The organism is Komagataeibacter europaeus LMG 18890, from assembly GCF_000285295.1.
GTDB classification, from domain to species: Bacteria; Pseudomonadota; Alphaproteobacteria; order Acetobacterales; family Acetobacteraceae; genus Komagataeibacter; species Komagataeibacter europaeus.
In genome coordinates this window covers 1-26,550 of record NZ_CADP01000019.1, presented here as the reverse complement: position 1 = coordinate 26,550, position 26,550 = coordinate 1, and the positions used below count along the sequence as shown (strand labels likewise).

The 26,550-nt window shown below is 64.2% G+C and carries 24 protein-coding genes and 1 riboswitch; of the genes, 17 read left to right on the top strand and 7 right to left on the bottom strand.

The window, feature by feature from the left end:
- Positions 1 to 3: 3 nt before the first annotated feature.
- From cobG to GEU01_RS08250, 5 genes are all read right to left on the bottom strand, one after another.
- Positions 4 to 1,227, bottom strand: coding sequence for a precorrin-3B synthase (gene cobG / locus GEU01_RS08275; protein ID WP_026018597.1), 1,224 nt, complete (start codon positions 1,225 to 1,227; stop codon positions 4 to 6).
- Positions 1,224 to 4,595: a cobaltochelatase subunit CobN gene (cobN, locus tag GEU01_RS08270; RefSeq protein WP_019085696.1), complete on the bottom strand. Its 3,372-nt coding sequence runs from the start codon at positions 4,593 to 4,595 to the stop codon at positions 1,224 to 1,226. The genes cobG and cobN overlap by 4 nt, the downstream gene beginning before the upstream one ends.
- A gap of 32 nt (positions 4,596 to 4,627) precedes the next feature.
- Positions 4,628 to 5,680 (bottom strand): cobalamin biosynthesis protein CobW, encoded by a 1,053-nt coding sequence (cobW, locus tag GEU01_RS08265; protein ID WP_019085695.1) that lies wholly within the window; start codon positions 5,678 to 5,680, stop codon positions 4,628 to 4,630.
- A gap of 5 nt (positions 5,681 to 5,685) precedes the next feature.
- Complete coding sequence (locus GEU01_RS08260) at positions 5,686 to 6,084, bottom strand: DUF1636 domain-containing protein (protein WP_019085694.1); 399 nt, start codon at positions 6,082 to 6,084, stop codon at positions 5,686 to 5,688.
- Positions 6,085 to 6,242: 158 nt separating this feature from the next.
- Positions 6,243 to 6,487, bottom strand: a riboswitch (cobalamin riboswitch).
- Between the two features lie 54 nt (positions 6,488 to 6,541).
- Complete coding sequence (locus GEU01_RS08250) at positions 6,542 to 7,150, bottom strand: histidine phosphatase family protein (RefSeq protein WP_232272459.1); 609 nt, start codon at positions 7,148 to 7,150, stop codon at positions 6,542 to 6,544.
- 91 nt (positions 7,151 to 7,241) lie between these two features.
- Here GEU01_RS08250 and GEU01_RS08245 point away from each other — a divergent pair, with 91 nt between their 5' ends.
- Positions 7,242 to 7,466 carry a CbtB domain-containing protein gene (locus GEU01_RS08245; protein ID WP_019085692.1) on the top strand — a complete coding sequence of 75 codons (225 nt, stop codon included), beginning with the start codon at positions 7,242 to 7,244 and terminating at the stop codon, positions 7,464 to 7,466.
- The gene (locus tag GEU01_RS08240; RefSeq protein ID WP_152927702.1) at positions 7,429 to 7,659 is read left to right on the top strand and encodes a hypothetical protein; all 231 of its coding nucleotides are present in this window, start codon (positions 7,429 to 7,431) and stop codon (positions 7,657 to 7,659) included. The genes GEU01_RS08245 and GEU01_RS08240 overlap by 38 nt, the downstream gene beginning before the upstream one ends.
- Before the next feature lie 102 nt (positions 7,660 to 7,761).
- Here GEU01_RS08240 and acuI read toward each other — a convergent pair whose 3' ends face one another.
- Positions 7,762 to 8,742, bottom strand: a complete 981-nt coding sequence (gene acuI / locus GEU01_RS08235) for an acrylyl-CoA reductase (NADPH) (RefSeq protein ID WP_019085690.1) — start codon at positions 8,740 to 8,742, stop codon at positions 7,762 to 7,764.
- A gap of 397 nt (positions 8,743 to 9,139) precedes the next feature.
- Between acuI and GEU01_RS22500 the strand changes: the two genes are divergently transcribed.
- The 4 genes from GEU01_RS22500 (at position 9,140) to GEU01_RS08215 (ending at position 11,830) form a co-directional block, all read left to right on the top strand.
- Positions 9,140 to 9,940 carry a nitroreductase family protein gene (locus GEU01_RS22500; protein WP_019085688.1) on the top strand — a complete coding sequence of 267 codons (801 nt, stop codon included), beginning with the start codon at positions 9,140 to 9,142 and terminating at the stop codon, positions 9,938 to 9,940.
- A gap of 143 nt (positions 9,941 to 10,083) precedes the next feature.
- Complete coding sequence (locus tag GEU01_RS08220) at positions 10,084 to 11,175, top strand: branched-chain amino acid aminotransferase (protein WP_010508216.1); 1,092 nt, start codon at positions 10,084 to 10,086, stop codon at positions 11,173 to 11,175.
- Positions 11,176 to 11,213: 38 nt separating this feature from the next.
- Positions 11,214 to 11,405 (top strand): hypothetical protein, encoded by a 192-nt coding sequence (locus GEU01_RS25675; protein ID WP_152927701.1) that lies wholly within the window; start codon positions 11,214 to 11,216, stop codon positions 11,403 to 11,405.
- The gene (locus GEU01_RS08215; protein ID WP_010508217.1) at positions 11,402 to 11,830 is read left to right on the top strand and encodes a hypothetical protein; all 429 of its coding nucleotides are present in this window, start codon (positions 11,402 to 11,404) and stop codon (positions 11,828 to 11,830) included. The genes GEU01_RS25675 and GEU01_RS08215 overlap by 4 nt, the downstream gene beginning before the upstream one ends.
- A gap of 125 nt (positions 11,831 to 11,955) precedes the next feature.
- Here GEU01_RS08215 and thiC read toward each other — a convergent pair whose 3' ends face one another.
- Positions 11,956 to 13,797 carry a phosphomethylpyrimidine synthase ThiC gene (gene thiC / locus GEU01_RS08210; RefSeq protein ID WP_019085687.1) on the bottom strand — a complete coding sequence of 614 codons (1,842 nt, stop codon included), beginning with the start codon at positions 13,795 to 13,797 and terminating at the stop codon, positions 11,956 to 11,958.
- Between the two features lie 395 nt (positions 13,798 to 14,192).
- Between thiC and ade the strand changes: the two genes are divergently transcribed.
- The 11 genes from ade to GEU01_RS08150 all read left to right on the top strand — a co-directional run bounded on the left by ade (position 14,193) and on the right by GEU01_RS08150 (position 26,510).
- The gene (gene ade, locus GEU01_RS08200; RefSeq protein ID WP_026018596.1) at positions 14,193 to 15,893 is read left to right on the top strand and encodes an adenine deaminase; all 1,701 of its coding nucleotides are present in this window, start codon (positions 14,193 to 14,195) and stop codon (positions 15,891 to 15,893) included.
- A 25-nt stretch (positions 15,894 to 15,918) separates the two neighbouring features.
- Positions 15,919 to 16,797, top strand: coding sequence for a tyrosine-type recombinase/integrase (locus GEU01_RS08195; protein ID WP_019085684.1), 879 nt, complete (start codon positions 15,919 to 15,921; stop codon positions 16,795 to 16,797).
- Positions 16,790 to 17,491, top strand: coding sequence for a hypothetical protein (locus GEU01_RS08190; protein WP_019085683.1), 702 nt, complete (start codon positions 16,790 to 16,792; stop codon positions 17,489 to 17,491). The genes GEU01_RS08195 and GEU01_RS08190 overlap by 8 nt, the downstream gene beginning before the upstream one ends.
- Positions 17,488 to 18,315 (top strand): hypothetical protein, encoded by an 828-nt coding sequence (locus tag GEU01_RS08185; RefSeq protein WP_019085682.1) that lies wholly within the window; start codon positions 17,488 to 17,490, stop codon positions 18,313 to 18,315. Before GEU01_RS08190 ends, GEU01_RS08185 begins: the two co-directional genes overlap by 4 nt.
- A gap of 622 nt (positions 18,316 to 18,937) precedes the next feature.
- The gene (locus tag GEU01_RS08180; protein WP_019085681.1) at positions 18,938 to 19,606 is read left to right on the top strand and encodes an energy transducer TonB; all 669 of its coding nucleotides are present in this window, start codon (positions 18,938 to 18,940) and stop codon (positions 19,604 to 19,606) included.
- An 86-nt stretch (positions 19,607 to 19,692) separates the two neighbouring features.
- Positions 19,693 to 20,709, top strand: coding sequence for a MotA/TolQ/ExbB proton channel family protein (locus GEU01_RS22495; protein ID WP_010508228.1), 1,017 nt, complete (start codon positions 19,693 to 19,695; stop codon positions 20,707 to 20,709).
- 2 nt (positions 20,710 to 20,711) lie between these two features.
- Entirely contained in the window at positions 20,712 to 21,134 is a 423-nt protein-coding gene (locus GEU01_RS08170; protein WP_010508229.1) for an ExbD/TolR family protein, read from the top strand.
- A gap of 54 nt (positions 21,135 to 21,188) precedes the next feature.
- Entirely contained in the window at positions 21,189 to 21,626 is a 438-nt protein-coding gene (locus GEU01_RS08165; RefSeq protein WP_010508230.1) for an ExbD/TolR family protein, read from the top strand.
- A gap of 485 nt (positions 21,627 to 22,111) precedes the next feature.
- Positions 22,112 to 24,616: a TonB-dependent receptor gene (locus GEU01_RS08160; protein ID WP_010508231.1), complete on the top strand. Its 2,505-nt coding sequence runs from the start codon at positions 22,112 to 22,114 to the stop codon at positions 24,614 to 24,616.
- A 111-nt stretch (positions 24,617 to 24,727) separates the two neighbouring features.
- Positions 24,728 to 26,071, top strand: a complete 1,344-nt coding sequence (locus tag GEU01_RS08155; protein ID WP_232272458.1) for a nucleobase:cation symporter-2 family protein — start codon at positions 24,728 to 24,730, stop codon at positions 26,069 to 26,071.
- Positions 26,072 to 26,162: 91 nt separating this feature from the next.
- Positions 26,163 to 26,510, top strand: coding sequence for an IS5 family transposase (locus GEU01_RS08150; RefSeq protein WP_026018594.1), 348 nt, complete (start codon positions 26,163 to 26,165; stop codon positions 26,508 to 26,510).
- Positions 26,511 to 26,550 lie beyond the last annotated feature (40 nt).

Below are 26,550 nucleotides of genomic sequence, written 5' to 3'. Positions count from 1 at the left end.
GGTTCAGTTCTCCCGTGGCGTGGGGTGGGATCGGTGGGGTGCCGGGGACCAGCCCCGCACGATCGGATGTATCTGTGCCAGTGAAAGCCCGATGTCCACAGGCGTGTTGTCCGCCCGGCCATGCGGGCACAGGCCATAGCCGTCCGGTCCCGCCACCAGCGTGATGTCGGCAGGGGCGGGGTGGGCGCATCCCTTGGCGCAGCCCGATACATGCAGGCTGACGCCCGGCGGCAGGTCGGGGGCCAGCGCATGGGCATCGGCAATGACGTCGCGCGTGGCGCACGCGCAGCCCCGCGTGCCGATGCACGCCCATATGCGCAGGCGCGGGTCATCCACCTGCGTAATCAGGCCGGGCAGGGGGGGCGGCGTATCACACTGTTCCAGCACGATCGCGCGCCACGGGGCCACGCGCACGTGGCCGTTGCCACGTTCGTCGCACCACCGCGCGATGTCTTCCAGCATCCTGGCCGCAATGGGACCGGGCGGCAGTACCACCCCCATGGCGTGACCGGGCAGGGGACCCGCCAGCACGGGCCGGTGCGGACGGGCGGAGGGAGCGGTTGCCGTATCGGGCATCCTGATGCGGGCAAAGGCGGCCTGCCCCAGCATGGGATCACGTAGCGGACGCATGACGGGTTTCATCGCGGCCAGCGCATGCGCCAGTGCAACGGCAATGCGCGCGACATCCGCGCCGGGACAGGCCAGCGCGCGATCGCCGCACACCACCATCCATCCGGTATCCGTGGCGCGGGCGACAATATCCGCCCGCAGCGTGCCCGCCGGGACATGGCCGCCGCATTCCACCGCAATCACGAATTTGGCGGGCAGGCCGCGCAACGTATCGGCGTTCGTAAGGGCGGTATCCAGCGCACGGATCACGTCGGGTGCGTCAGGTGCGGCGGCGGGATCGATGCCCGCCAGCGGTGACAGCAGCAGCCCGCGCCGGGCTTCGGTCGCGGCGTCGGCGCCAGCCAGTCCCGCAATACGCATGTCATGGGCGAAGGCGCGGGTGCCGTCGGATGTCAGGCCGCGCAGTTGCAGGTTGCCCCGGCTGGTCAGTTCGATCAGTCCGTTGCCGTGCATGGTGGCGGCGCGGGCGATCTGTCGGGCCTGTGCCCCGGACAGGCGGCCAAGCGGCGGGCGCACGCGCACCAGCCAGCCATCGGCTGCTTCCATCGGGGTGTGCAGGCCGGGGCACCAGCCGCGCACGGTGGGGGCTATGGTCATGGCCGCGGGTCCAGCAGCATGGCTGCGGAATTGCTGCGTGGCCGCCACAGGTCCCGGCGCAGGGCATCGGCCAGCAGGCGGCGGATGGCGGCATGGGCGTCCGGATTGGCGTGGCGCAGGAAGGCATCCATTTCCGCATCGTCCAGCAGGGCGCGGAAGGTCAGGTCAAATTGCCGGTCAAAGCGTGCGGGCACGGTTGCGGCGAATCCGTGCAGGGCCTCCATCCCCCGCGCGATCTCGGCCGCCCCCCGGTAGCCGTGGCGACGTATGCCTGCAAGCCATGCCGGATTGGCCAGTCGCCCGCGCGTGACCCGGGCCACTTCCTGTGCCGTTGCACGCAGGCGCGGCGCATCGGGGCGGGAAGTGTCGCCATGCAGCATGCGCGGCGTGTTGCCCAGCATGCTGGCCGCCGCCGCCATGCCCCCTTCATGGGTGGCCATGTCGGCACTTTCCAGAATGTCGGTTTCGGCATTGTCCTGCACATGCAGCACGACCGCCGCCCCCGCCATGCGCGCGGCCAGCGCGTCGGGCTGGCGCTGGCCTTCCCGCGCGCCGCCATAGGTCCATGCCGACCCCTCCAGCCATGCCCGGCCCAGATCATCCCGCGTGGTCCACGTGCCCCGCGCCAGCGGGTCTTCCGCCCCGGTGCCGTAGCTGCCCGGTGCCGCGCCAAACATGCGGGCGGTCGCGGCCTGCAATGCAGCCCCCTGCAGCCCCGCGGCCCGTGCCGCCAGCGGGTTGAGGTCGGGGGCCTCGAAACCGCGTGCGGCAACGGCCTGCACCGCCTGTTCAAACAGCGCGATCTGCCCCGGAAAGGCGTCACGGAACAGGCCCGACAGGCGCAGCGTCACATCCACGCGCGGGCGGTCGAGTTCGGCCATGGGAATGATCTCGATCCCCGTCACCCGTCCCGACGCGCCATCCCATACCGGGCGCACCCCCATCAGCAGCAGCGCAAGGGCCAGATCCTCGCCCCCCGTGCGCAGGCTGGCCGATCCCCACAGGTCGATGACCACGCTGCGCAGCGGCTCGCCCTGGTCCTGCAGGTGCCCTTCCAGCAGCAGCGCCGCCGTGCGCTGCGCCAGTACCAGGGCGGAGCGGGTGGGAATGGCGCGCGGGTCCATGGCGTACAGGTTGCGCCCCGTGGGCAGCACGTCGGCCCGGCCCCGCGTGGGCGCGCCCGCGGGCCCGGCAGGAACAAACCGCCCGTCAAGGGCCGCCAGCAGCGCCGTGCCTTCCGCATGCCCGCAGGCCAGCAGGCGCTTCGTGATGTCGTCCGTCGCCACCCCGCCGCATGAACGGGCAATGGCCTGCGCCAGTTCGGGCGCACGCGGGGGAGGGCTGCCGAATACGTGCAGCCCGTCACGGATCTGCAAATCCTTGACGTCGCACAGATAGGCATCGAGTCGGGCGAGGGCTTCGTCCTCGTCATCCGTGCGGGTCACGCCGGTTTCGCTCAGCAGGCCAAGGCTGTCGGCGCGTTGCAGGATTTCCCCGCGCAGGATCGCACCCCGCCTGCGATCCAGTCCGTCGGCCGCGGCATATTCATCAATCAGGCGCTCAAGGTCGCCCGTATCGGCCCCCGCCGTACCAACAGGCACGATGGGGGGCGTCATATGGCCGATGGTGACCGCCCCCAGCCTGCGCCGCGCGGCGGCTGCCTCGCCGGGGTTGTTGACGATGAAGGGGTAGATGACGGGCATGCCCCCCACCAGCACCGATGGCCAGCACGTGGCCGAAGGGGCCGCCGCCTTGCCCGGCAGCCATTCCAGCGTGCCATGCGTGCCCAGATGCACCGTGGCGTCCAGCCCGCATTCATGGCGCAGCCAGAGGTAGAACGCGACATAGGCATGGCGGGGTGGCGTGTCGGGATCATGATAGCCCGCATGCCGGTCGGTCGTGGCCCCGCGATCGGGCTGCAATGCCATCACGACGCGCCCGATATGGACATGGCGCAGGCAGAACTGGCCATCCGTTACGGTGGGGTCATCTTCTGGCGCGCCCCAGCAGGCAGCCAGCGCATCTTGCAGCGTGGGGGGCAGTGCCGTCAGCCACGCGCGGTAGGTGGCGACGGAAACGAAGGGCTGTGCCGATGCGCGCGCCAGCCTGTGGGCCAGCGCGTCCGCCGTGGGCAGGGTGCCGTCACCCGTATCGTAATCGGCGTCGCGCAGCAGGCGGAGGATGTGCGCAAGGCTCGCGAAACTGTCCAGCCCCACGGCATGCGCCGCCTGTCCCGTGGGCACGCCCTGCGCGCCGGGATAATCGGACAGGATGATCCCGACCCGTCGCGTGGCGGGTGGTTCATGCCCCAGCCGCGCCCAGCCCACCGCGCGCGCGCAGGTCAGGTTGATGCCATCGGGATAGGGGTCATGGCGCGCGGGCAGGCCGGGGGCCGTTTCTTCCTTGAAGGAAATGGGGCAGGCGGGAATGCGGCCATCCAGTTCGGGCAGCACAACCTGCATCGCCAGATCGGCCTGCGACAGGCCGCGCACGCTGTCGCGCCATACGGCAAAGGGAATGCCCGGCTGCTGCACCTGCAGCACCGGCACGCCCGCAAGATCCAGCGGGGAGCCGCTGTCGTCGCCCGTGCGGGCGGAAAAAAAGGTGGCGTTTATGATGACATCCGGCGGGTTTTCAGCCAGCCGCGCGGCCACGATGCGCGCGGATTCGGGATTCTTGAGCGACGTGACATGGACAAGGTCCGCCCCCATGCCATGGCTGGCCAGTCGGGCCGCAAGCTGCGTGATGGGGGCAATGTCCCCCGCCAGCAGGTGCGCGCGGTAGAACACCACCATGGCCCGCAACGGCAGGGCTGGATCGGCGGCGTGCAGTACTTCGGCCGGTGGCAGGGGAACGGGGGCGGCCCCGTCATCCGGCCCACATCCGGCCAGATGCGCCATAAGCCGCAGGGCGGCCTGCATGTTGGCCGTCCCGCCGGTGCGCAGCAGCGCGTCAAGGCGGGTGCGCATGGCTTCCGGCACGATGGACAGCGCGGCAAGGCGCGGGTCGTCACGCCCGTCCCCCGCCACGAAGGCCAGCGGGATCCCGGGCTGCTGGCAGGCACGCGACAGTTCTTCCGCGCCATAACGCCAGTATTCCACGCCGCCGAGCAGCCGGACCACCACGCAGCGCGACCCCATGATCGTGTCGGCCACGTACAGGTCGATGGACATGGGATGCAGCAGGCGCGACAGCGTGGCCGTGCGCAGGGTCGCAGTCGGCGCGCCCCGCGCCGCGTGGGCCGCGTTCAGGCACAGCAGGTCACTGTCCGAAAAGGACAGGAACACGATATCCGCCGGGGCATGTCCCAGGTCTTCCGCCTGTTCGCCGTCTTCCAGCGTGCGGACCTCACGCGCAAGCAGGTGCATGGTGGCTGCCCGTTTCCCTCAGTCGCCCGCCGCTACGCCTGCGCCAGCGTGGCAGTGATGGCGGACTGGTCCATGCCCTTCTGGCCAATGACCACAAGGCTGCCCGTGCGCGGCGCGTCAGGGGACAGGGCGCGGTCGAACTGATGGCGGAACCGGCTGCCGACCCCCTGCACCGCAAGGCGCATCGCCTTGCCGCGCACCGTGGCGTAGCCCTTCATGCGCAGGATGTCGTGCTGTCCGGCCAGTGTTTTCAGGCGGGCGATGAAGCCCTCCACGCTGTCCTGTTCAGGGATGGGGGCGACGAAGCTTTCAAAATCATCATGCTCGTGCTCGCCGCCTTCGGCGTCGTGGTGGGACGGGCGGGCTTCAAGGTCGTCTTCCGCCGCTGCGTCAAGGCCCAGCAGGATGGCGGGGTCCACCTGTCCGTCGGTCGCGCGCACCACCTTGACCACGCGCGGGATCTCGGCGCGGATGGACGCTTCCACCGCGTCGGCCTGCGCCGGGGTCATGAGGTCGGTCTTGTTCAGCACCACCAGATCGGCGGACAGCAACTGGTCCTCGTACACTTCCGCCAGCGGGTTGTCGTGGTCCAGCGACGGGTCGGCGGCCTGCTGGCGGGCGACTTCGTCGGGGTCATCGGCAAAGCGGCCGGCGGCGACGGCGGGACCGTCCACGACCGTGACCACGCCGTCCACCGTCATGCGGGTGCGGATGGTGGGCCAGCCAAATGCCTTGAGCAGCGGCTTGGGCAGCGCCAGCCCCGATGTCTCGATCACGATATGGTCGGGTGGCGCCTCACGGTCCAGCAGGGCTTCCATCGTGGGCAGGAAGTCATCGGCCACCGTGCAGCACAGGCAGCCATTGGTCAGCTCCACGATATCCTCGTCACGGCACCCTTCCACGCCGCAGGCGCGCAGCGTATCGCCATCGATGCCCAGCGTGCCGAATTCATTGACCACGATGGCGATGCGCTGTCCTTTCGCATTGGCCAGCACGTGGCGCAGCAGCGTGGTCTTGCCCGCCCCCAGAAAGCCGGTGATGACAGTGACGGGTACCCTGGCGCGGGCCGTGGCGGATGGGGTCATGGCGATCAGGCTCCTGAAAAAAGGGATGCGGGGAAACGGCCGCGCACCATGTCCGACAGGCTGGCGGGGCGGCGGGACGGCATGACGGTGCCGCTGCGGGATGCGCCGTAGGCGGCGATATAGGTCATGAGGTCCGCCGCCTTTTCAGGGCCAAGTCTGGCCAGCAGCCAGCCCCATTTGCCCGGCATGGCCACAACGGCGGTGCAGCCGTCATTGCACGCGGCAAGGCAGTTGACTTCATGCACCACGACCTGCGGGTTGCCTGATGCCAGCGCCTGCATGGCATCAAACAGCTGGCGTCCGGGCGGGTTGTCGGAAGCGGGCAGGCCACGGCGGCAGGTCACGCAGACATGCAGGTGAACGGGCCCGGCTTCCGAGGATGCGGGTAGTGGGGGGGTGCTCATGACGGTGCGTGCCCTTTCGCGGCGTTGCTGCGCGCGGGCAGCGGTGGGCGGGGTGCGCGGTCAATGGCCTTGCGCGCTGCGCATGGGCAGGGCGGGCGCCTGTCGCGTGCCGGGCACCCCGCCGGCCATGCGATCGAATTCGGTCCTGTTATGTCCGCCTGCGGGCGGACATGATGGCAGGTCTCCTGGCTTGTGGCGGAGGGTGCTGGGGTCAGCACCCTCGATCCCGGCGGCCTTCCCGGTCCCGATCATGGGAACCAGTGGCGCATGTCGGCCCGCAGGACGCGGACCGGGCCGGGAGACAGCCACCTACAGTTGCGGGGGCAGCGACGGAATTGCCGGTATGGCGCACCGTCTTCCCTATTCTCCCCCACAAGGGGGAACCATCAGCGGCGGATTTAGACGATCGATCCCCGCACTGTCAAAGAAACCCGGCATGCGGGCGCATGTCATGCGGTCATGGCAGCGGTGCGCCGCTGACAGCCACGCGCCATGTTGCATGACGGGTCAGGCATGTACGGGTCAGGGGCGCGATATCCAGTCGCGACAGCATGGCGGCCGTTCCGCCAAGGGCGGCGACCGTGATCGCCCGGACAACCGTGGCGTCGGCCACCACCGTAACCCGTGCGGGCGTGGGGGACAGGGTTTCAAGCCAGCGCGCCACGCGGTGCAGGTGTGCGGTCCGGCTTTCCCCGCCCGGCGGGGCGAAACCGGCATCGGCGATCCAGCGCGCAAGGTCGGCGGGGGACAGGTCTTTCAACGACTGTCCGGCCCATGTCCCCATGCCGGGCGCGCGCAGGGCGGGTTCGGGCATGGCGTGGCGCGCGCCGAAGGCCGGCATGGTGGGGGGGAACAGGACCTGCCCGGCATCCATGACATGCCGGGCAAGGCTGGCGGGCAGGGGGCATGTTTCGCCATGCATCGGGAAAACGCCACGGCGGACGCAGTCGGGGGCAGGCAGCGCGAGACAGGTCAGGGTCTGGTTCACGCCCTGCTGCCCTGCGTGTGGGGGAGACGTGGGGTCTGCAAGGGAATGATTGACCTTCCGTGTCAATTTTGAAAACATGGACCCAGATCCGGTTATGGGAAGGACGGCCCGATATGGTGTGTCCCCTGCATGCTGCTCCGGGTCGCACGTGATCCATGGAGTTACCAGTATGAGCCAAGATACATCCGTTCTGTCCAGCGCCGCTGTCGCCGCACCGCAGGTTTCCATCCCGGTCCGCGACCTGCTGCCGTGGGGTGTGTTCGGGCTCGTCCTGGCGTCGCTGCTGATCTATTTCGTGGGCGTCGAGCAGGGTGCGACCTCCCTCATTTCTGGCCATTACGTGCATGAATTCGTGCATGATGGCCGTCACCTGCTGGGTTTCCCCTGCCACTGAACCAGGGCTGCGTGCCCGCTATGGCGCGACGGTGAATGAAGGACGGCATGCCCCGGCGGGCATGCCGTTTTTTATTGTGCGTGCTGAAAGACCATTTCCTGAAATGCGGTCAGGAAACGCCGCCTTTTTGAAAAAAGGCGGCGCCCAAGAACTTTTGTTTATTTTCAATAATTTGATTTCAGACGGTTTCTGAAATCCAGTTCTGAAACGGTCTGTAAATCATAAGAAAGTCTTTGGTGAAGCTGTTTTCAGAAAGCTTCGGAAATTGCGACGCCGGTGCATGAAGGGCGGCATCTCAGACCATATTGATGACGGTCCGCCCCCGGATATGACCGGCAAGGATACGCGGCGCGATCGCGATGGCGTCGGCCAGGCGGGCGTCATGCAGCATGCTGTCCAGTCGCGCGGGATCGATATCGCGCGCAAGGCGGGCCCATGCGGTCATGCGGCGCGGACGCGGGCACATCACGCTGTCGATTCCCTGCAGGCGTATGCCGCGCAGGATGAAGGGCGCCACCGTCAGCGGCAGCGCCAGCCCGCCCGCCAGCCCGCAGGCCGCCACCGTGCCCCCGTACTGGACAGAAGCGCACATGGTGGCCAGCGTCTCGCCCCCCACCACGTCGATTCCCCCCGCCCAGCGTGCGGTTTCCAGCACCTTTCCGGTGGGGCTGAGGGTATCGCGCGGCAGCACTTCCGTGGCCCCCAGCCCGGTCAGGTAGGTATGGAGCTGTGGCCGCCCTGTCACCGCCGCCACCTGATAGCCCAGCTGTGCCAGCAGCATAATGGCCATGCCCCCCACGCCGCCGCCCGCGCCATTGACGACGATGGGGCCACTGGTGGGGGTCACGCCGCCTTCCTCCAGGCTCATGACACACAGCATGGCGGTAAAGCCCGCCGTGCCGATTCCCATGGCCTGCCGCGCGCTCAGGCCGGCGGGCTGTGGCAGCAGCCAGCGTCCCGGCAGGCGCGCCATGCGGGCCAGGCCACCCCAGTGGCGTTCGCCCAGGCCCCAGCCGGTGGCCAGCACCTGGTCGCCGGGGCGGTGGACCGGGTCATCGGAATGCAGCACGCGTCCGGCCAGGTCGATGCCGGGGATCATGGGAAACTGGCGCACCACCGGCGCGCCACGGGTCATGGCCAGCGCGTCCTTGTAATTCAGGCTGGAATGATCGATTTCCACCGTCACGTCCCCTTCGGGCAGGGCCGTGGGATCGACCTGCTCCAGCCGGGTCGTGACCACGCCATCCGCGCGGCTGATCATGAGGGCATCGAACATGCTGGCAGTCTTCCGTGATGATGAAGGGGAAAAGGAACGCGGGACCACGTTCAATGCATCCTTCATGCCCGAATTAGGTGCATCTTCCTATGTACAGCCGCGTGATTTCGCATGATCGTGAAGCGGCGCGGTCCGGAAAATTGTTGATTATACAAAAGGATTTTAAAACGGGTTGCGGTCGGGTTCCAGATCGCCCCTGTCATCCTGGCCCTTGATGCGGGTTGGCATGAAAAAGTGCAGGTCTGGTGTGACCTTCCCACGCTTCCCGCAGGGGGGACGGTGTGGTGTGCTGCTTTTTCAGCCACTATTGCACAGGCAGGAGGCATGCCGATGTCCGACGTCACAGTTTCTTCCTTTCCCGCCCTGTCTTCCATGAACGCGTTGTGGCAGGCGCGCTATGGCATCCGCCCGCCCGCCCGCCGGCGCCCTGCCCGAAAGCCCGGTGGCGCGCAGCCTCATGACCCATCGTTCCGTTCGCGCCTTCAGTCCGGCGCCATTGCCCGATGGTGTGGTGGAAGCGGCGGTGGCGGCGGCGCAGTCGGCCTCGACGTCATGCAACCTGCAGGCATGGAGCGTGATCGCCGTGCGTGACCCCGCCCGCCGTGCCCGGCTGGCGAAAATCGCGGGGGACCAGGATTTCATTGCACAGGCGCCGCTGTTCCTTGCATGGATTGCCGACCTGTCGCGGCTGGAACATGTGGGACAGGCGCAGGGTCGCGCACTGCCGGGAGCAGACTGTCTGGATACCTTTCTTGGTGCGGTGATGGATACCGCGTTTGCCGCGCAGAACGCGGCGGCCACGTTCGAATCCTACGGTCTGGGAATCGTGTATGTGGGCGGGGTGCGCAACCAGCCCGAAGCCATCGCCACGGAACTGGGCCTGCCTGCGCGCACATTTGCGGTATTCGGCATGAGCGTGGGCTACCCCGACCGCAAGAAGCCGACCGCCATCCGCCCCCGCCTGCCGCAGCATGCCGTCCTGCATGCCGAGCAGTACGATCCCGCCGCCGCCAATGACCGCGCCACCATTGCCGCCTATGACGAACGCCTGCGCGCCGCGCGTGCGGCACAGGGGCAGCCCGCGCTGGGATGGAGCGAAAGCGTGGTGGCAAGGCTGGGTGACATCAAGGCGCTGCATGGTCGTGAACACCTGCCGCAGGTGCTGCGGACCCTTGGCTTCATGCTGGGCGAGGCATGAAAAGCAGGGGTCATGCGCATGGGCCGGGGTTGACCGGCACAATGTTCTGGTGAACTTCTGCTCATATTGCCCGCGTCTGTTGGCGGGCAGGGGGCGCGCCTTATGTATCGCGCCAGCGCCATGATGAGAGAGAAACAACGGCTATGGACTGCGCCACTTCCCTTCCCTTTACGCTTTCCCCCAGCACATCACCGGTTTCGCCGCAGCGGCGGGCGGAGATCCTGGCCAATCCCGGTTTCGGGCGTGTCTTTACCGACAATATGGTCGTGATCCGTTATGTGGAAGGCAGGGGATGGCATGATGCCCGCGTACAGCCCTATGCACCGATTTCGCTGAACCCGGCGGCGGCCGTGCTGCACTATGCGCAGGAAATTTTCGAGGGGATGAAAGCCTATCGCACGGCCGAAGGCGGCATCACCCTGTTCCGCCCCTATGCCAACGCGGCCCGTTTCCGCAAGTCGGCCGAACGTCTGGCGATGGCCGACCTGCCTGATGAAGTGTTTGTCGAGGCGGTGCGCCAGCTGGTGCGCATCGACCACGCATGGGTGCCCGGCAACCCCGATGAAAGTCTGTACATCCGCCCCTACATGATCGCGAGCGAGACGTTCCTGGGTGTGAAGCCCGCGTCGGAATACATGTTCATGGTCATCGCATCGCCCGTGGGCGCCTATTTTGGCGCGGAGGCGGTCAGCGTGTGGGTGTCCGATTTCTGCCGCGCCGCCCCCGGCGGCACGGGGGAAGCCAAGTGCGGTGGCAATTACGCCGCAAGCCTGCTGGCGCAGCAGGAAGCCAAGGGCCATGGCTGTGCGCAGGTCCTGTTCCTTGACGCGGTGGAACGCCGCTGGATCGAGGAAATGGGCGGCATGAACGTGTTCTTCGTCTTTGATGACGGCACGCTTGCCACCCCGCCGCTGACCGGCACGATCCTGCGTGGCATCACGCGCGACTCGCTGCTGACCCTGGCGCGTGAGATGGGCCTGACCGTGCGTGAGGAACCCTATGCCATCGACCAGCTTTATGCCGATGCCGCGTCCGGACGCCTGAAGGAAGTGTTCGCCTGTGGCACGGCGGCGGTGGTGTCCCCCATCGGGCGTTTCCGCAGCCACAAGGGCGAAGTGGTGATCGGTGATGGCAAGGGTATTGGCCCCGTGACCGAAAAGCTGCGCAATGCCCTGATCGGCATCCAGCGCGGCACGGCGCCCGACACCCATGGCTGGGTGGAAAAGGTTATCTGATTTTTCGCTCATGGATCGGGTGTCCCGCATGCCCGGCCATGACGGATGATCATCATTCAGGGGCGGCCCATGCTGTTGCAGCGTGGGCCGCCCCGTTTGCATCCGTGCGGATAATGGAAAAGTTTTTGGTGAAGCTTTTTAAAAAAGCTTCAGAAAACGCTGATTTTCAAAAAACAGCACCCGGAACTTCTGGAATTTTTATCGTTACAGGGAAAGAACAGGATCGATGAGCGAGAAGACACTGGATGTGACAGGACAGTGGGACGGGCAGTTCAGCTATCCTCACACGCTGACACCCGAGTTTTTCTCTGCCTCGCTGTTCGAGAATGGTGGCCATGTGGGCGGCACGGTGACGGAACGCGCCACGTCGGGGGCCAATGCCGGTGAATGTTTCATCGCCACGGCGCGGGGGGAGCGGAGCGGGACGCGGGTACGTTTTACGAAAACGTACGAAGACGGCGTGCGCCAGCATGCCGTGCTGTACACGGGCACACTGAACGCGGATGGCAGCGAGATCGAGGGGGAATGGCGGATTGCCGGTTCCTGGTCGGGGCCGTTCCTTATGATCCGCCGCGCGGGGGGGCGTGCCGTCGCGCGGGACAGGGTAGCCGAAGCGCCGGTGTCCGATGCGGACTGCGTTACCATTTCCCGCTAGAAGATTACTTCAAGGGACAGAAGTTTTTGGGTGCCGCCTTTTTTCAAAAAGGCGGCGTTCCCTGAAGTTTTTTGAAAAAAGCTTCACCAAGAACTTCTGTATGTCTGGTGGTGGCAGGCTGCGTCTTATTGCGCAGGTGTTGCCGCTTCATCCACCGGCACATAGATCCGGTTGCCGTTGCTGCGGAATTCCTCCTTTTTCTGTTCCAGCCCCGCCTGCCGTGCGGCATTGGCCTTCAGGTCGTGGCTTATGCGCATGGAACAGAATTTGGGGCCGCACATGGAACAGAAATGCGCGTTCTTGTGCGCTTCGCGCGGCAGCGTTTCATCATGATAGGAACACGCCGTATCCGGGTCGAGCGACAGCTTGAACTGGTCATTCCAGCGGAAGTCGAAGCGCGCGCGGCTGATCGCGTCGTCACGGATGCGCGCCGCCGGGTGCCCCTTGGCCAGATCGGCGGCATGGGCGGCGATGCGGTAGGTCACGACGCCAACCTTCACGTCATTGCGGTCGGGCAGGCCAAGATGTTCCTTCGGCGTGACGTAACACAGCATGGCCGTGCCAAACCACCCGATCATGGCGGCGCCAATGCCTGACGTGATGTGGTCGTAACCCGGCGCGATATCGGTCGTGAGCGGACCAAGCGTGTAGAACGGCGCTTCGCCACATTCACGCAGCTGCTTTTCCACGTTGACCTTGATCTTGTGCATGGGCACGTGGCCCGGCCCCTCGATCATGACCTGGCAGCCTTTGGCCCATGCGATTTTCGTCAGTTCGCCCAGGGTTTCCAGTTCGGCGAACTGGGCCGCGTCATTCGCATCGGCAATGGAACCGGGGCGCAGTCCGTCCCCCAGCGAGAACGAGACATCATAGCGGCGCATGATGTCGCAGATTTCCTCGAAATGCTCATACAGGAAGCTCTCGCGGTGGTGGTGCAGGCACCATCCCGCCATGATCGACCCGCCGCGTGATACGATGCCCGTCACGCGGTCGACCGTCAGCGGCACATGCCGCAGCCGCACGCCGGCGTGGATTGTGAAGTAGTCCACGCCCTGTTCCGCCTGTTCGACCAGCGTATCGCGGAAGATTTCCCATGTCAGGTCCTCCGGCACGCCGCCGACCTTTTCCAGTGCCTGGTACAGCGGCACCGTGCCGATGGGCACCGGCGCGTTGCGCAGGATCCAGTCGCGGATGTTGTGGATATTACGCCCCGTGGACAGGTCCATGACCGTATCCGCGCCCCAGCGGATGGACCAGACCATCTTTTCCACTTCTTCCGCAACCGATGATGTGACGGCCGAATTGCCGATATTGGCGTTGACCTTCACCAGGAAGTTGCGACCGATCACCATGGGTTCCAGTTCGGGGTGATTGATGTTGGCGGGCAGAATGGCGCGGCCCGCCGCAATTTCGGACCGCACGAATTCCGGGGTGACGAAGGCGGGAATGTCGGCCCCGAAATCCTCGCCATCCGCGCGGCGGGCCTTGGCCCCTTCGTCCATGGTGGCGCGGCCAAGGTTTTCGCGGTGGGCGGCGTAGATCATTTCCTCGGTAATGATACCCGCACGGGCGAATTCGTACTGCGTGACCATCTGTCCCGGCTGGCCTTCATGCACCGCATGGGGCGCAGGGCAGGCGGGGACCAGGTTTTCACCCCTGGCAAAGCCATTGTCCTCGGGGCGCACGGTGCGTGGCGTGACCGTGGGCAGGTTGCGGGCCGCGATCCAGGGCGCGCGGATCGGCTCCAGCCCCGCGCGCACGTCGATCCGCACGGTCGGGTCGGTATAGGGGCCGGAGGTGTCATAGACCCGCACCGGCGGTTCGTTGGCGCTGGGTTCAAGGGCGATTTCGCGGAAGGGCACGCGGATATGCGCATGCCCTTCAGGCGTGGACCAGACCTTGGTGGACCCCATGATGGGGCCGGTGGTGACATGGTCGGGAGATGAAGGCGAAGCAACGGTGGTCATGACAATGCTCCTCGTTTTCTCTCCGACAGGGGGGGTGGGGGAGAAAACCGGAACGCCACATGGGGATCATGTGCGCAGTGTCGTCAGATCTGACGCATCGTGCCGATTGTCTGCACCAGTCCCTCCGCCGGTATGAGCCGGATCAGGTTCCCCGGAACGCACGATGCGCCCGGAAGGGTCCCCGCGCGCATGGTCGGCCCATGCCAGCGGTATCTCAGCCCCTTGCCGGGACTCCCCTTGGTTATTTCAGGATCATGAAACGCCCGGCACTTGTCAACATTGTTGGAAGGGGTACGAACGGGCGGGATGAAAAAGAATTCGTGTGCCGATTTGCCAGCCGCGCGGTTGTGATAGAGTGCGGGAAACATCCATCTTTTGTGGGGAAGCAGGGCAGCATGGCAGGTAGCGTGATTTCCGATCGGATTGCACAGGGCAGCGGACGGGTGGCGGCGGACACCGTGATCCGTAATGTCCGCCTGTTCGATCTGGTGACGGGCGAACTGCTGCCGACCGACATCGCCATATGTGGTGACACCATTGTCGGCACGCTGGACCAGTACGAGGGCACGACCGTGATCGACGGGCATGGCCGCATTGCCGTGCCGGGCTTCATCGACACGCATCTGCATGTCGAATCCTCGCTGATCACCCCGTTTGAATTCGACCGCTGCGTGCTGCCCCATGGTGTGACCACCGCCATATGCGACCCGCATGAAATGGCCAACGTGCTGGGTCGTCCGGCGCTGGACTATTTTACCGAAGCGGCCATGCGCACGGTCATGGACCTGCGGGTGAACCTGTCCAGTTGTGTGCCGTCCACCGCTCTTGAGACATCGGGTGCGACGCTGGGGGCTGCTGACCTGCTGCCGTATCGCGACCACCCCAAGGTCATTGGCCTGGCCGAGTTCATGAACATTCCCGGCGTCCTGAATGGCGACCCGGTGTGCATGGAAAAGCTGGAGGCGTTCGCGGGGGGGCATATTGACGGCCATGCGCCGTTGCTGCGCGGCCGCAGGCTCAATGGTTACCTGTCCGCGGGCATCACCACCGACCATGAGGCCACGACGGCGGAAGAGGCGTTGGAAAAGGTGCGCAAGGGCATGATGGTGCTGATCCGCGAGGGGTCGGTGTGCAAGGACCTGCGTGCGCTGGTGCCGCTGCTCAATCCGGTTACGTCACCGTTCTTCGCCTTCTGCACCGATGACCGCAACCCATTGGAAATCGCGCATGAAGGGCATCTGGATTATCTGATCCGCCTTGCCATCTCGCTGGGGGTGGAACCGCTGGCGGCGTATCGCAGCGCCTCGCTCAGTGCGGCCAATGCGTTCGGCCTGCGCGACCGGGGCATGATCGCGCCGGGCCGGCGTGCGGATATCGTGCTGCTTGATGACCTGCGCGAATGCCGGGTATCGGACGTGATCAGCGCGGGGCGGCTGGTGAATGACGCACTGTTTGCCGCGCGTGACATCATACCCCCCGTCGGCACCGACAGCATCAGCCTGCCCGCCCCCGTCAGCGCGCAGGACATGCAGATCAAGGGCAGCGGCACGCAGCGCCCGGTGATCGGTCTGCTGCCCGGCCAGATCATCACGCCTTTCCTGCATGCCGACCTGCCGGTGGTCGATGGTATTGTCCAGCCCGACCCGGCGCAGGACATCGCGCGTATCTGCGTGGTGGCGCGGCATGGGCACAATGACAATATCGGGCGCGGGTTTGTCAGGGGATTCGGCCTGTCGGGCGGGGCGATGGCGTCCTCGGTCGGGCATGACAGCCACAATATCTGCGTGGTGGGCATGAATGACGCGGACATGGCGGTTGCGGTCAACCATCTGGAAAAGACCGGCGGCGGCTTTGTCGTGGTGCGCGACGGAATGGTTGTTGCGGACATGCCGCTGCCGGTCGCGGGCCTTATGAGTGACGCCCCGTTCGAGACCGTGCGTGACCAGCTGGAGGTCCTGCGCGCCGCCGCCCGCGCGCTGGGTTGCCAGCTTGATGAGCCGTTCCTGCAGCTGGCCTTCCTGCCGCTGCCGGTTATCCCGCATCTCAAGATTACGGATTTCGGCATGGTGGATGTCAACCGGATGGAACTGGTCTGACACGGTCACGATACAGGAGCAGCCCATGACAGGGGCCAGTGATGTCGCCGCCCCCCCCGCGCGCGAGGCCGTGGCCACCCTGCGTGCCTATCGTGCGGACTGGGTGCATTTCACCAACTGGTGCGGGGTCCATGCCGTTTCTCCCATTCCCGCCACGGCGCAGGTCGTGGCGACCTATCTGCGCAGCCTGACGGAATTCGCGCCCGCCACCATCCGGCGCAGGCTGGCCGCGATTGGCAAGATGCACCGTTTTAACGGCATGGCGTGGAATGTGACCGACCCCGTTCTTCGTGCGGCGGTGGCAGACATGACCGAACGTGCCAGCCGGCCGGCCGCGCCGCCTGCGGTGGTGACGCCGGACATGCTGCGCGCCATGGTTGAATGTTGTACGGACGGATCCCCACGGGGCCTGCGGGACCGTTGCCTGCTGCTGTTCGGTTTCGCGGGGGCGCTGCGGCGCTCGGAACTGGTTGGACTGCAGGTGGAAGACGTGCGCGTTGAACGGACACAGGTCGTGCTGGACATTCGGGAGGAAGGCGCGGCACAGTCGGTCGGCCTGCCCCTGTCGTCTGACAGCGCGATGTGTCCCGCCGCGGCGTTTGCCGCGTGGCAGCAGGTGGCGCACCGGCAGACCGGGCCGCTGTTCCGTGCCATTTCCAAGGGCGAACGCGTGGGCGGACGGGCGCTGACCCCATATGCCGTGACCCGTATCCTGCAACGCCGCGCGTTGATGGCGGAAGTCCCGCCGGATATCGCCGCGACGTTAAGCGCCCATGCCCTGCGCTCGGGCTATATTGTCGCGGCATTGCGGCAGGGCATGGAAACCGAAGCCCTGTGCCAGCATACCCGTTATCGTGACCCGCGCGCCCTGCGCCCGTATGAACGCCTGCTGGCCCATGACTGAAAACCTGCGCCTGCCCTGGGCCGACCTGCCCCCTGCCACTGCACGGGAGGAGGAAACCGCCGAGGCCACGCGCCGTGCGCCGGGACGGCGGGGGCGGCGTCCGCTTTCCGCATGGCCGCAGCCTGCCGAACCCTCGCCATGGCAGTGGTGGCACCTGCTGGTCTACGGGCCGGATACGGGCATGGACGCCTTCGTGGCGGAGGCCGCCGGCCCCGGCCTGATCCCATGGCCGTTTGATGCCGAACGGGTGGAGGAAGACATGTTCGCGCTGGCAATCGGCGCCAATTCCCCCGCGCGCGGTCGGGCCGGGCTGTCCATTGATGGTTGCCGGATTCTGGCGCGCCAGTTCCGCGCGGCGGCGGAGGCCCGTCACGCCCGTCTGGGCCTGCGGGCGGAAAAGGCCTGCCCGCTGGATTTCCACCAGCTTGTCCCGGTGCCGGAACGGATTCTCCAGCTTGGCGCCACCCATCCCGATGCACGGGCCTGGCTGCGCGATAACTGGGGCCTGACCGAAGCGCCGCGGCAGGTGCGCCACCTGCCGGGCCGCAAGGCTGGCCGCCGCCTGCCGCGTGACCACCGGGCCATGGTGTATGGCTTCTTTACCCGCATGGGCACGCCCGCGCCCGTGATCCGCCGGATGGAGGAACATTACCCCACCCTGACATTCCGCCTGTCGGAACGGTCGCTGGCATGACGGGGCAGGCCGACCTGTTCAGCGGAAAGCTGCCCGATGGCGAACCGGTCATTGTACTCGACATCTACCACGGTGGCCTGTCGCACCTGCTGCAACTGGTGCATGCGCGGGAAATCGACCTGGCGCGGCTGGATATCGTCACCCTGATTGACCAGCTGGCCGAAGCGGCGCGCACGCATACGTCCCTGCCGCTGGGGATCAAGGCGCAATGGGCGGTCATGGCGTCGGGGCTGCTGCTGCTGCGTTCGCGCCTCATGCTGCCAGCGGATGACCCGCGCCAGCAGCAGGCGACACAGGAAGCGGTGGACCTGCGCACGCGCCTGATGGCGGCGGAGGATGCCGTCCGCCTTGCAGGCTGGCTTGCGGTGCGCGAACAACTTGGTCGTGATGTTCATGCCTTTGGTGGCGCGGTCGCCCCGGAAGGGGACGAATCGGCGCAGTGGGAAGTGGACCGGATCGAATTCCTGTGGGGGTGCCTTGCGGTATTCGATGGCAACTGGGGCGTCATGCCGGTGGAGACACCGTGCTACGCCCCCGTGCAGCTTGACCTGTTTTCCGTGGAGGACGCCCGCACGCGCGTGCGCACATGCCTGGCGCGGGCCCATGACGAGCCGGTGCCGCTGGACCGGATGCTGCCCGATTCCGTGCGTATGGGACCGGCTGCCGACCTGTCATCGGGACAGCGGCGTTCGGCATGGAGCAGTACGTTCGCCGCCTGTCTGGAAATGGTGAAGCAGGGGGAGGCGCTGGCCCATCAGGCCGCACCGGAAACGCTGCCCCGTTTCAGTGGCGTGCCGGCCCGGACGGGGCGGGACGGGAGCTGATTCATTTCACCTGAAAATACAGTGAAATGAATTTATCGTTGCAGCTTATATTTGCCAACTGCTAATTTGTATCGAAATGACAACGTTTGTGGGAAAACAGGCCATTCCTGCGGGAATGACAGATTTTTTTCCCTCATTTTTTAACAGTTTGCTTGACTGGGATTTTTTTTTGATCAAGCTGGCAGGCAAGAGTTTTTTACTGGCCTGCCGGACACTGACAGGGGCTGTTTCATAAGGCGTTCCGCGCCATGGGCCATGATGTGTCGGGCAGGACGTTCATACCGAGATTATTTCATACAAGATCAGGGTTGATTTCGAGATGTTAATAATGTTTATGGATAAAGCGTGATGAATGAGTGGCTTGGCCTGTCAGGGCAGGGTGCATGCAATGCCCATGCATTGGCATATGCACTGCCGGAGGTGGCGATGGTCGTGCCTTTCCGTTCCGCCGGAAAGGGGGGGGTGTCGTGCTTCAGGGTTGAGCCGGGGAGAACAAGGCGGATCGCATCAGTCGTTTCGTAGAAATCTGGTCATACTCCCGTAGTAAAATTGGTGAAATCAGAACATCCAGAACAAATTCTGTAATAATTCCTTCCTAAAACTATGCCGTTCTGAGTGAGGTATGGGTATGACGTATGCGGAACAGAGTGATAATAGACTACAAAAGGTAATCGTTTTCGCGCTTGTCCTGGTGTTTGAAGGGCTGCTGGTGCTGGCGCTCCTGTTCGGGCTCAGTTCCCCGCCGGATGCACCCAAGGAACCGCCGCGGCCGCCGGTGCAGGTCCACATGATCAAGGAACCGCCACCACCGCCACCACCGCCGCCACCACCACCGCCGCCGCCGGAAATTACGCAGCCGCCGCCGCCGTATATTCCGCCGCCGAAGATTCAGGTGCCGACGCCGCCGCCGCCGATGAAGGTGACCCACACGAAGCCGCCGAAGGCAATGCCGCCCGCAAAGGCGACCCCGCCGGCTGATGCGCCCGTGTCCAACGCCCCGCCGGTGCCCGATCACATGGCCGGCACGTCGCCGCTGAACCATGTCGTTCCGGAATATCCGGAAGAAATGTCGGAAGAAGGCCGTGAAGGCGTCGTGTCCGTGGCATGTGACGTGGAACCCAGCGGTGTCACCAGCAACTGCCAGGTGGTCAACGTAAAGGGCGGTCAGGCATTCGCTGATGCCGCGCTGAAGGCAGTCCGCCGTTCGCGTTATGCGCCGGCTGTCAAAAATGGTGTGCCCGTCAAGGAGTTCCACCATCTCTATACGATCACGTTCAGTCTGAATGACTGAGCCTGAATGTTAGGTCAGGCACGGCGGGGGCCGGCAGCACCCCGCCGCCTCGGAAAAAACATCCTGCTCCAGAGGATTTTGGTTAAATGATCAGACTGCATCGTAAACACACTCTTGTTGCCTCGGCTGCTTTCGCTGCCATGCTGTGCGCGGCTTCCCCGCTTGCCGCGCTGGCCCAGGATGCCGCCCCGGCCGCTAGCGATGCGGCCACGGCACCGGCGGTTTCCGCCCCCGCAACCGATGGCAGCGGCGCTGCCGCCACCCCGGCGCCCGGCGCGGATGCACCGGCCCCGCAGGCAGCCGCCCCGGCAGACGCCGCCCCGGCGCCTGCGCCAGCTGCTGAAGCCCCGCCGGCCGACGCCCCCCCCAAGGCGCCCGAGGGCAACCCGTACGGCCTTGGCGCGTTGTGGGCCAATGGTGACTTCATTGCCCGTGGCGTCCTGCTGATCATGGTCTTCATGTCGCTTGGCACATGGTACATCATGATCACCAAGTTCTTTGAGCAGGCGCGTGTCATGAACGCCGCCAAGCAGGTCATGAGCGACTTCTGGACCAAGGGTTCCATCAAGGACGGCGCCGCCGCCCTGCCCGCGAACTCCCCGTTCCGCTACATCGCCGATACCGGCGTCAAGGCCGCCGAACACCACGAAGGCACGATGCAGGAATCCATCGACCTGCATTCCTGGACCACCATGTCCATCCAGCGTTCGGTTGACGTAATCCAGACCAAGCTGCAGGGCGGCCTTGCCTTCCTCGGCACCGTGGGTTCGACCTCGCCGTTCGTGGGTCTGTTCGGCACGGTCTGGGGTATCTACCACGCCCTGACGGCCATCGGCATCGCGGGTCAGGCCTCGATCGACAAGGTTGCCGGTCCGGTTGGTGAATCGCTGATCATGACCGCCATCGGCCTGGGCACCGCCGTGCCTGCGGTGCTGGGCTACAACCTGCTGGTCCGCCGCAACAAGGGTGCGATGGACAAGATCCGCAACTTCGCCGCTGACGTGCAGTCGATCCTGATGGGTGGTTATCGCCATGGTGCGGAAATCACCATTCATCCGGACAACTCCCCGACCACGACGACTATCGATAACCGGGTGGCCTGATCATGGGTATGCAAGTTGGAGGTGGCAGCGATGAAGACGAGGTGGTGTCCGCCATCAACACCACACCGCTTGTCGATGTCATGCTGGTGCTGCTGATCATCTTCCTGATCACCATCCCCGTCGCGACACATACCATCAAGGTTAGCCTCCCCATGGATGCTAACCAGCCCACCCGGACGATGATGAACAACATCGTCATCGCGGTGACCCCGCAGGGGCAGGCATACTGGAACGAAACGCCGCTTACCAGTTATGCCGACCTGGAATCCCACCTGGAGCACGTGGCGGCGGAAAACCCGCAGCCACAGATCCAGATCCGTGGTGACCAGGCGGCGAAATACGAAGGTGTGGGCAAGGTGATTGCAGCCTGTCAGCAGGCCGGTATCATCCACATCGACTTCATTACCGAGCAGCCGCACGGCTGATATCCATTCCCGGCCGGGGCCTGTGTGCCCCGGCCAATTTCGGGAGAGTAGACCATGGGCATGAATATCGGCTCAGACAGCACGACCGAGGACGAAGGTATTGTCGATATCAATACCACGCCCCTGATTGACGTCATGCTGGTGCTGTTGATCATGCTGATCATCACCATTCCGCTCCAGACGCATTCAGTCTCGATCGATCTGCCGCAGGGTAATCCCCCGCCGTCTTCCGCTCCGGATCCGGTTGTGGATACGGTGGCGATCGATTTTGACAACACCATCACATGGAATGGCGAACCCGTTGCCGATGACGCGGACCTGCAGGCCCGTTTCAGGGATGCGGCGGCCCAGCCGGTCCAGCCGGAAATGCACATCCATCCCGATCGCCTGGCCAGCTACAAGGTCGTGGCGAAGGTGCTGGCGGATGCGCAGCGCCTGGGTGTGAGCAAGCTGGGTATCATGGGCAGCGACCAGTTCATGGATGCACAGTAAGCCGGCCTGTTCCTGATTATTGTAGATCGGCCAGCACAACGGCCCTTCCTTCGGGAAGGGCCGTTTTTTCATGCCCGGTCCCGGCGGGAAGAAATGCCGTTTTTTAGGGCATTCTGGTGATCGGGCCTGTGGTATCAAAGACACACAGGCCACATTGTTCCGCCTGTTCCAGCCGTGCCTGACGTTTCCGGCAAATCAGAAAAAACGCAAGAATCGTTGTATTTTCGGGGGATACAGTCCGATACCCGGTGCGGTGGCCATGCCGTGGTCAGATAGATAAACAGCGTGTTGCATTTTTTAAACTTTGCCTGCGCATGTGTATTTCATAAGTCAACAGACAGGCGGAATATTCAGTTTCCGTAATTACTTCAGCATGACCGGACGGGACGGGGGCTGTGGACAGGAAGGCAGACGGGGATAGCTGCCACTGGAAACCGTATGGCTGCCCGTAAAAGCGGACGCCACATATATTTGCGGGGGAATACATGAAGACGGGCCGGGATATCTATAGCGCAGTAAAACGTCAGGTACGGATCGCGGGGGGGCGTCCCGGACTTGCCGGTCTGCGGATGCCGGGACTGAAGACACGGCTGCGTGCCATGTCCTGCCTGGTGGGGACCGTCTGTATCGCCACGGGGGCGGATGCGTGGGCACAGACGGCGACCTCAACACCGGCACAGCACCATCATGTCACGCCCAGGCACGTTGCGGCGGCACAGCCGAAGACTGCCGCCCCGGCGCAGCCCACGGGTATCGTGGACCATCAGGGGCCGGAAATGATCCGCGTCGCCTCGTCCCGTCAGGCGCGTGATGGCGGCGGCGGCATGATGCGGCTGGAAACGGCGCCGCATGCGGTCCAGACCGTGGGCAAGCAGTTCATTGACATGCGCAGCCCGACCAGCACGGCGCTCGATCTGGTCAAGAACCTGCCCAGCATGAATGTCACCACCCCGGATTCCTCGGGCATGGAGGGTGGCCAGATCCAGACCCGCGGCCTGACCGATCTGGACATGGGCCTGATGGTTGACGGCGCGCCTGCCGCGGCGGCCAAATACATGGCGGAAGACATTGATTCCGAAAACCTCGACAGTGTCGAGGTGACACCGGGCACGGCGGGCACCGACCTGCCGGTCATGTCCGCCGCCGGTGGCGTGATGAACGAACATTCGCACACGGCATCGCACAAATTCGGCGGCATGACGGACTTTTCCTACGGGACGAACAACCTGTCGCGTGAATTCATCCGCCTTGAATCGGGTGATATCGGCAAGACCGGCATCCGTGGCTACTTCTCGTTCTCCAACACGCATGCACGCTCGTGGATGGGGTCGGGCATCAACCAGCGCAAGCATATCGATTTCGGCCTGCAGAAAGACTGGGAAAACGGTTCGAACGCACGGCTGTTCCTGTCATGGAACTCCGAAGATTTCACCATTGATGCCTATCCCGACAGCACGGCGTTCTATGACTACAAGCACACGGGCACGGGTTACGGCCGTAACTCCGACCCGACCAGTGACAACTACTGGAAGAACAACAACGATCACTGGAACCAGATCTTCCTGACGGCGCCGGTGCATGTCGTGCTGCCTGCGAAATTCGCATTCGACCTGCAGCCCTATTTCAGCTTTGGTCAGGGGTGGGATGCCTCGCCGGGTAACGGCACGCCCTATGTTTCGGCGTCGGGCACCAATGCGAATGGTCCGTACTGGGATGTAAAGCAGGCCCAGAACCAGACCTCTTACTTCCTTGAAAACGAAGCTCGGCAGGTCGGTGTGGTGGCCAAGGTCGGTTATGATATCGACAGGCATAACCACCTGTCGTTTGGCTACTGGTATGAAAACAACCAGACCATCCAGAACTATCCCACCAGCAACACCATGGCGAATGGTGAAGGGCCCAGCCCGAACTGGCCTGCCTATCAGGTCACGTCGTTTGGCACCACGGGTGTGAACGCGGGCTATGAACTGCATGCCCTGTTCATTCAGGACACGGCAAAATATTTCAATGACAAGCTGCAGATCCATGCGGGCTTCAAGTTCGTCATGTCCGATGCGTGGGACAAGGGATGGACATCCAATCCCAACACGGGGTCATGGGTTTACGGCAAGAACGGTTCCGCTACCGGCCGGATGGGGGCCAACACGACGGAACCCCTGCCGCAGCTTTCCGTCAGCTACACCATCAACGATCATCACCAGGTTTATTTCAACGCAGAGGGTGATTACCGCGAACCGAGCGCCACCGACCTGGGCTGGCTGGATCCGGAATATGCCAAGATGCTGAAGAACCAGTATTCCATCAAGGAAGAACTGGGGTACCGGTATCACGACAAATATGTCATGTTTGATCTGTCACTGTTCAATTACAACGTGACCAATCGCCTGATGGATACCTATATCGGGGCCAACCAGTATGTGCCGATCGAGGCGGGCAACCAGACCATGCGCGGCTTTGACGCCATGATCGCCAGCCGCCCGATCCATGGTTTCAGCCCGTATGCATCATTCGAGTACCTGCATGCGACACAGGATTCCAACGTCACGGACCCCAATACCGGCACGACCTATGCCGCCAAGGGACAGCAGGCGATCATGGCGCCGCGCATCATGGCGAACTTTGGCCTGACGTATAAGTACCGTGGCTTCTTCGCCAACGCGGCGGTGCACTATACCGGCCCGCAGTCGGTGGCGCTGGACAACAGCGAACGCATTCCGGGTTATGTGACCGATACCCTGTCGCTTGGCTATCACTTCAAGCCGTTCATGTATGCCAAGTCCCCGACCTTCAAGCTCAACTTCACCAACCTGACCGGGTCGATCGTCCGGACCGGGGCGATGGGCGCGATCTACCATGCTGGCGCGCAGAGCAATGGTGGGGCTGGCTATCCCGTCTTTTATGGCGCCAGCAATGGTCGCTATGCGGATGGCAATTCCTTCATGGTCGAGCCGCGCTTCAGCATGACCGGCACGATCTCCACTTCCTTCTGATCATCACCACACACGGCAAACCCCGCCTTTTGTAAAAAAGGCGGGGTTCTTTGTGTCAATGCTGTCCCGCCGTCGCGAAAACGCGGGGGCAGTCAGCCCGGGAAATGGATTGTGAAAACAGGCCCAGTACACCCCGTTGATGAAATGCTGCCCGCAGGCATGCTGTTTGCCTTTGGACTGCAGCATGCATTGGTCATGTACGCCGGTACGGTCGCCGTGCCGCTGGTCTTTGCTGCCGCCATGCACCTGTCACCTGCACAGACCGTGCTGCTGATCAATTGCGGGCTGATGACATCGGGCATCGCCACGATCATACAGAGCATCGGGATCGGCCGGTTCGGCTCCCGCCTGCCCATCGTGCAGGGGTCATCCTTCGCCATGCTGGCGTCCATGCTGCTGATCGGCCAGATATACGGGGTGCGCTCGGTCTTTGGCGCGGTCATTGGCGCGGGGCTGGCGATGGTGGTGCTGGCGCCGGTCATGGCACGGCTCATGCGGTTTTTCCCGCCCGTGGTGATCGGGTGCCTGATCACCATCATCGGCCTGACGCTGGTGCCGGTGGCGGGGCGATGGATTGGCGGCGGCACACCCGGCGCGCCCGGTTTTGGCAGCATTGCAAACCTGGGCCTGGCGTTTGTCACCATCCTCATCACCGTGGGGGTGCAGGCATGGGGCAGGGGGTTCGTGGCCAATATCAGCGTTCTGGTGGGGCTGATCGCGGGCAGTATCCTCGCGGCCCTGTGCGGCATGGGGCATTATGGCATGGTGGCCGATGCCCCGTGGTTTGCCGTCAGTATGCCTTTTGCATTCGGCCTGCCGGAATTCCATGTCATGCCGGTTGTCATCATGCTGCTGAGCATGGTCATCATCGTGGCCGAAACCACTGGCAACTGCCTGGCCATTGGCCGCGTGGTTGACGTGCCGGTGACTGACGCCACCATTGCGGGCGCGTTGCGGGCCGATGGCCTGTCCACCATGCTGGGCGGCCTGTTCAACAGTTTTCCCTACAACGCCTTTACGCAGAATACTGGGCTGATCGCCATAACCGATATCCGCAGCCGCTTTGTCGTCGCTGCAGCCGGTGTGGTCATGATCGGGCTGGGACTGTTTCCCAAGCTGGGTGCGCTGATCGCGGCCCTGCCGCCACCGGTGCTGGGGGGATGTGGACTGGTCATGTTCGGCATGACCACCATTGGGGGCATACGCGAACTGCTGCATGTCCGTTTCGAGGGGACGCGCAATGGCCTGATCGCCGCCGTGTCCATTGGTCTGGGCGTATTGCCCATGGCGTGCCCGGACCTGTTTACCCACCTGGACGGGCTGGCGCGGCTGCTGCTGGGCAATGGCGTGCTGCTGTGTATCCTGTCGGGCGTGCTGCTGAACCTGATTGTGGGGAAAAGCGCGCCGGATGTTGAAAGCGTGGTGGACAGGGTGGACGAACGCGCTGCCTCCTGAGGCTATGTGAAAAAGTTTTGGTGAAGCTTTTTTTCAGGGTCTGTTGGGAATTGTGCTTTTTCAAAGTCACCGAATGTGATTCAAAATCCGTATGGATCGCTTCGTACTGACAGATGCCCAATGGGCGAAAATGGAACCGCTGTGCCTTGGCAAGAAAACGGATCGGGGGCGCAGCGGGCAGGACAACCGTCTTTTTATCGAGGCGGTCTTATGGATTGCCCGGACCGGCAGCCCATGGCGGGACCTTCCGACGTATTTCGGGCATTGGAACTCGGTCTATTCCCGCTACAGCGACTGGATGAAAGCCGGTGTTTTCAAACGGCTTTTTGAAGCGGTCTCTGACGAGACCGACATGGAATATGCGATGATCGACGGCACGGTGGTCCGGATGCACCGCCATGGCCAGGGCGCAAAAGGGGGACCCGAAGTCAGACGATAGGACGCAGTGTGACGGGATGGTCCACCAGGATCATCGCCAT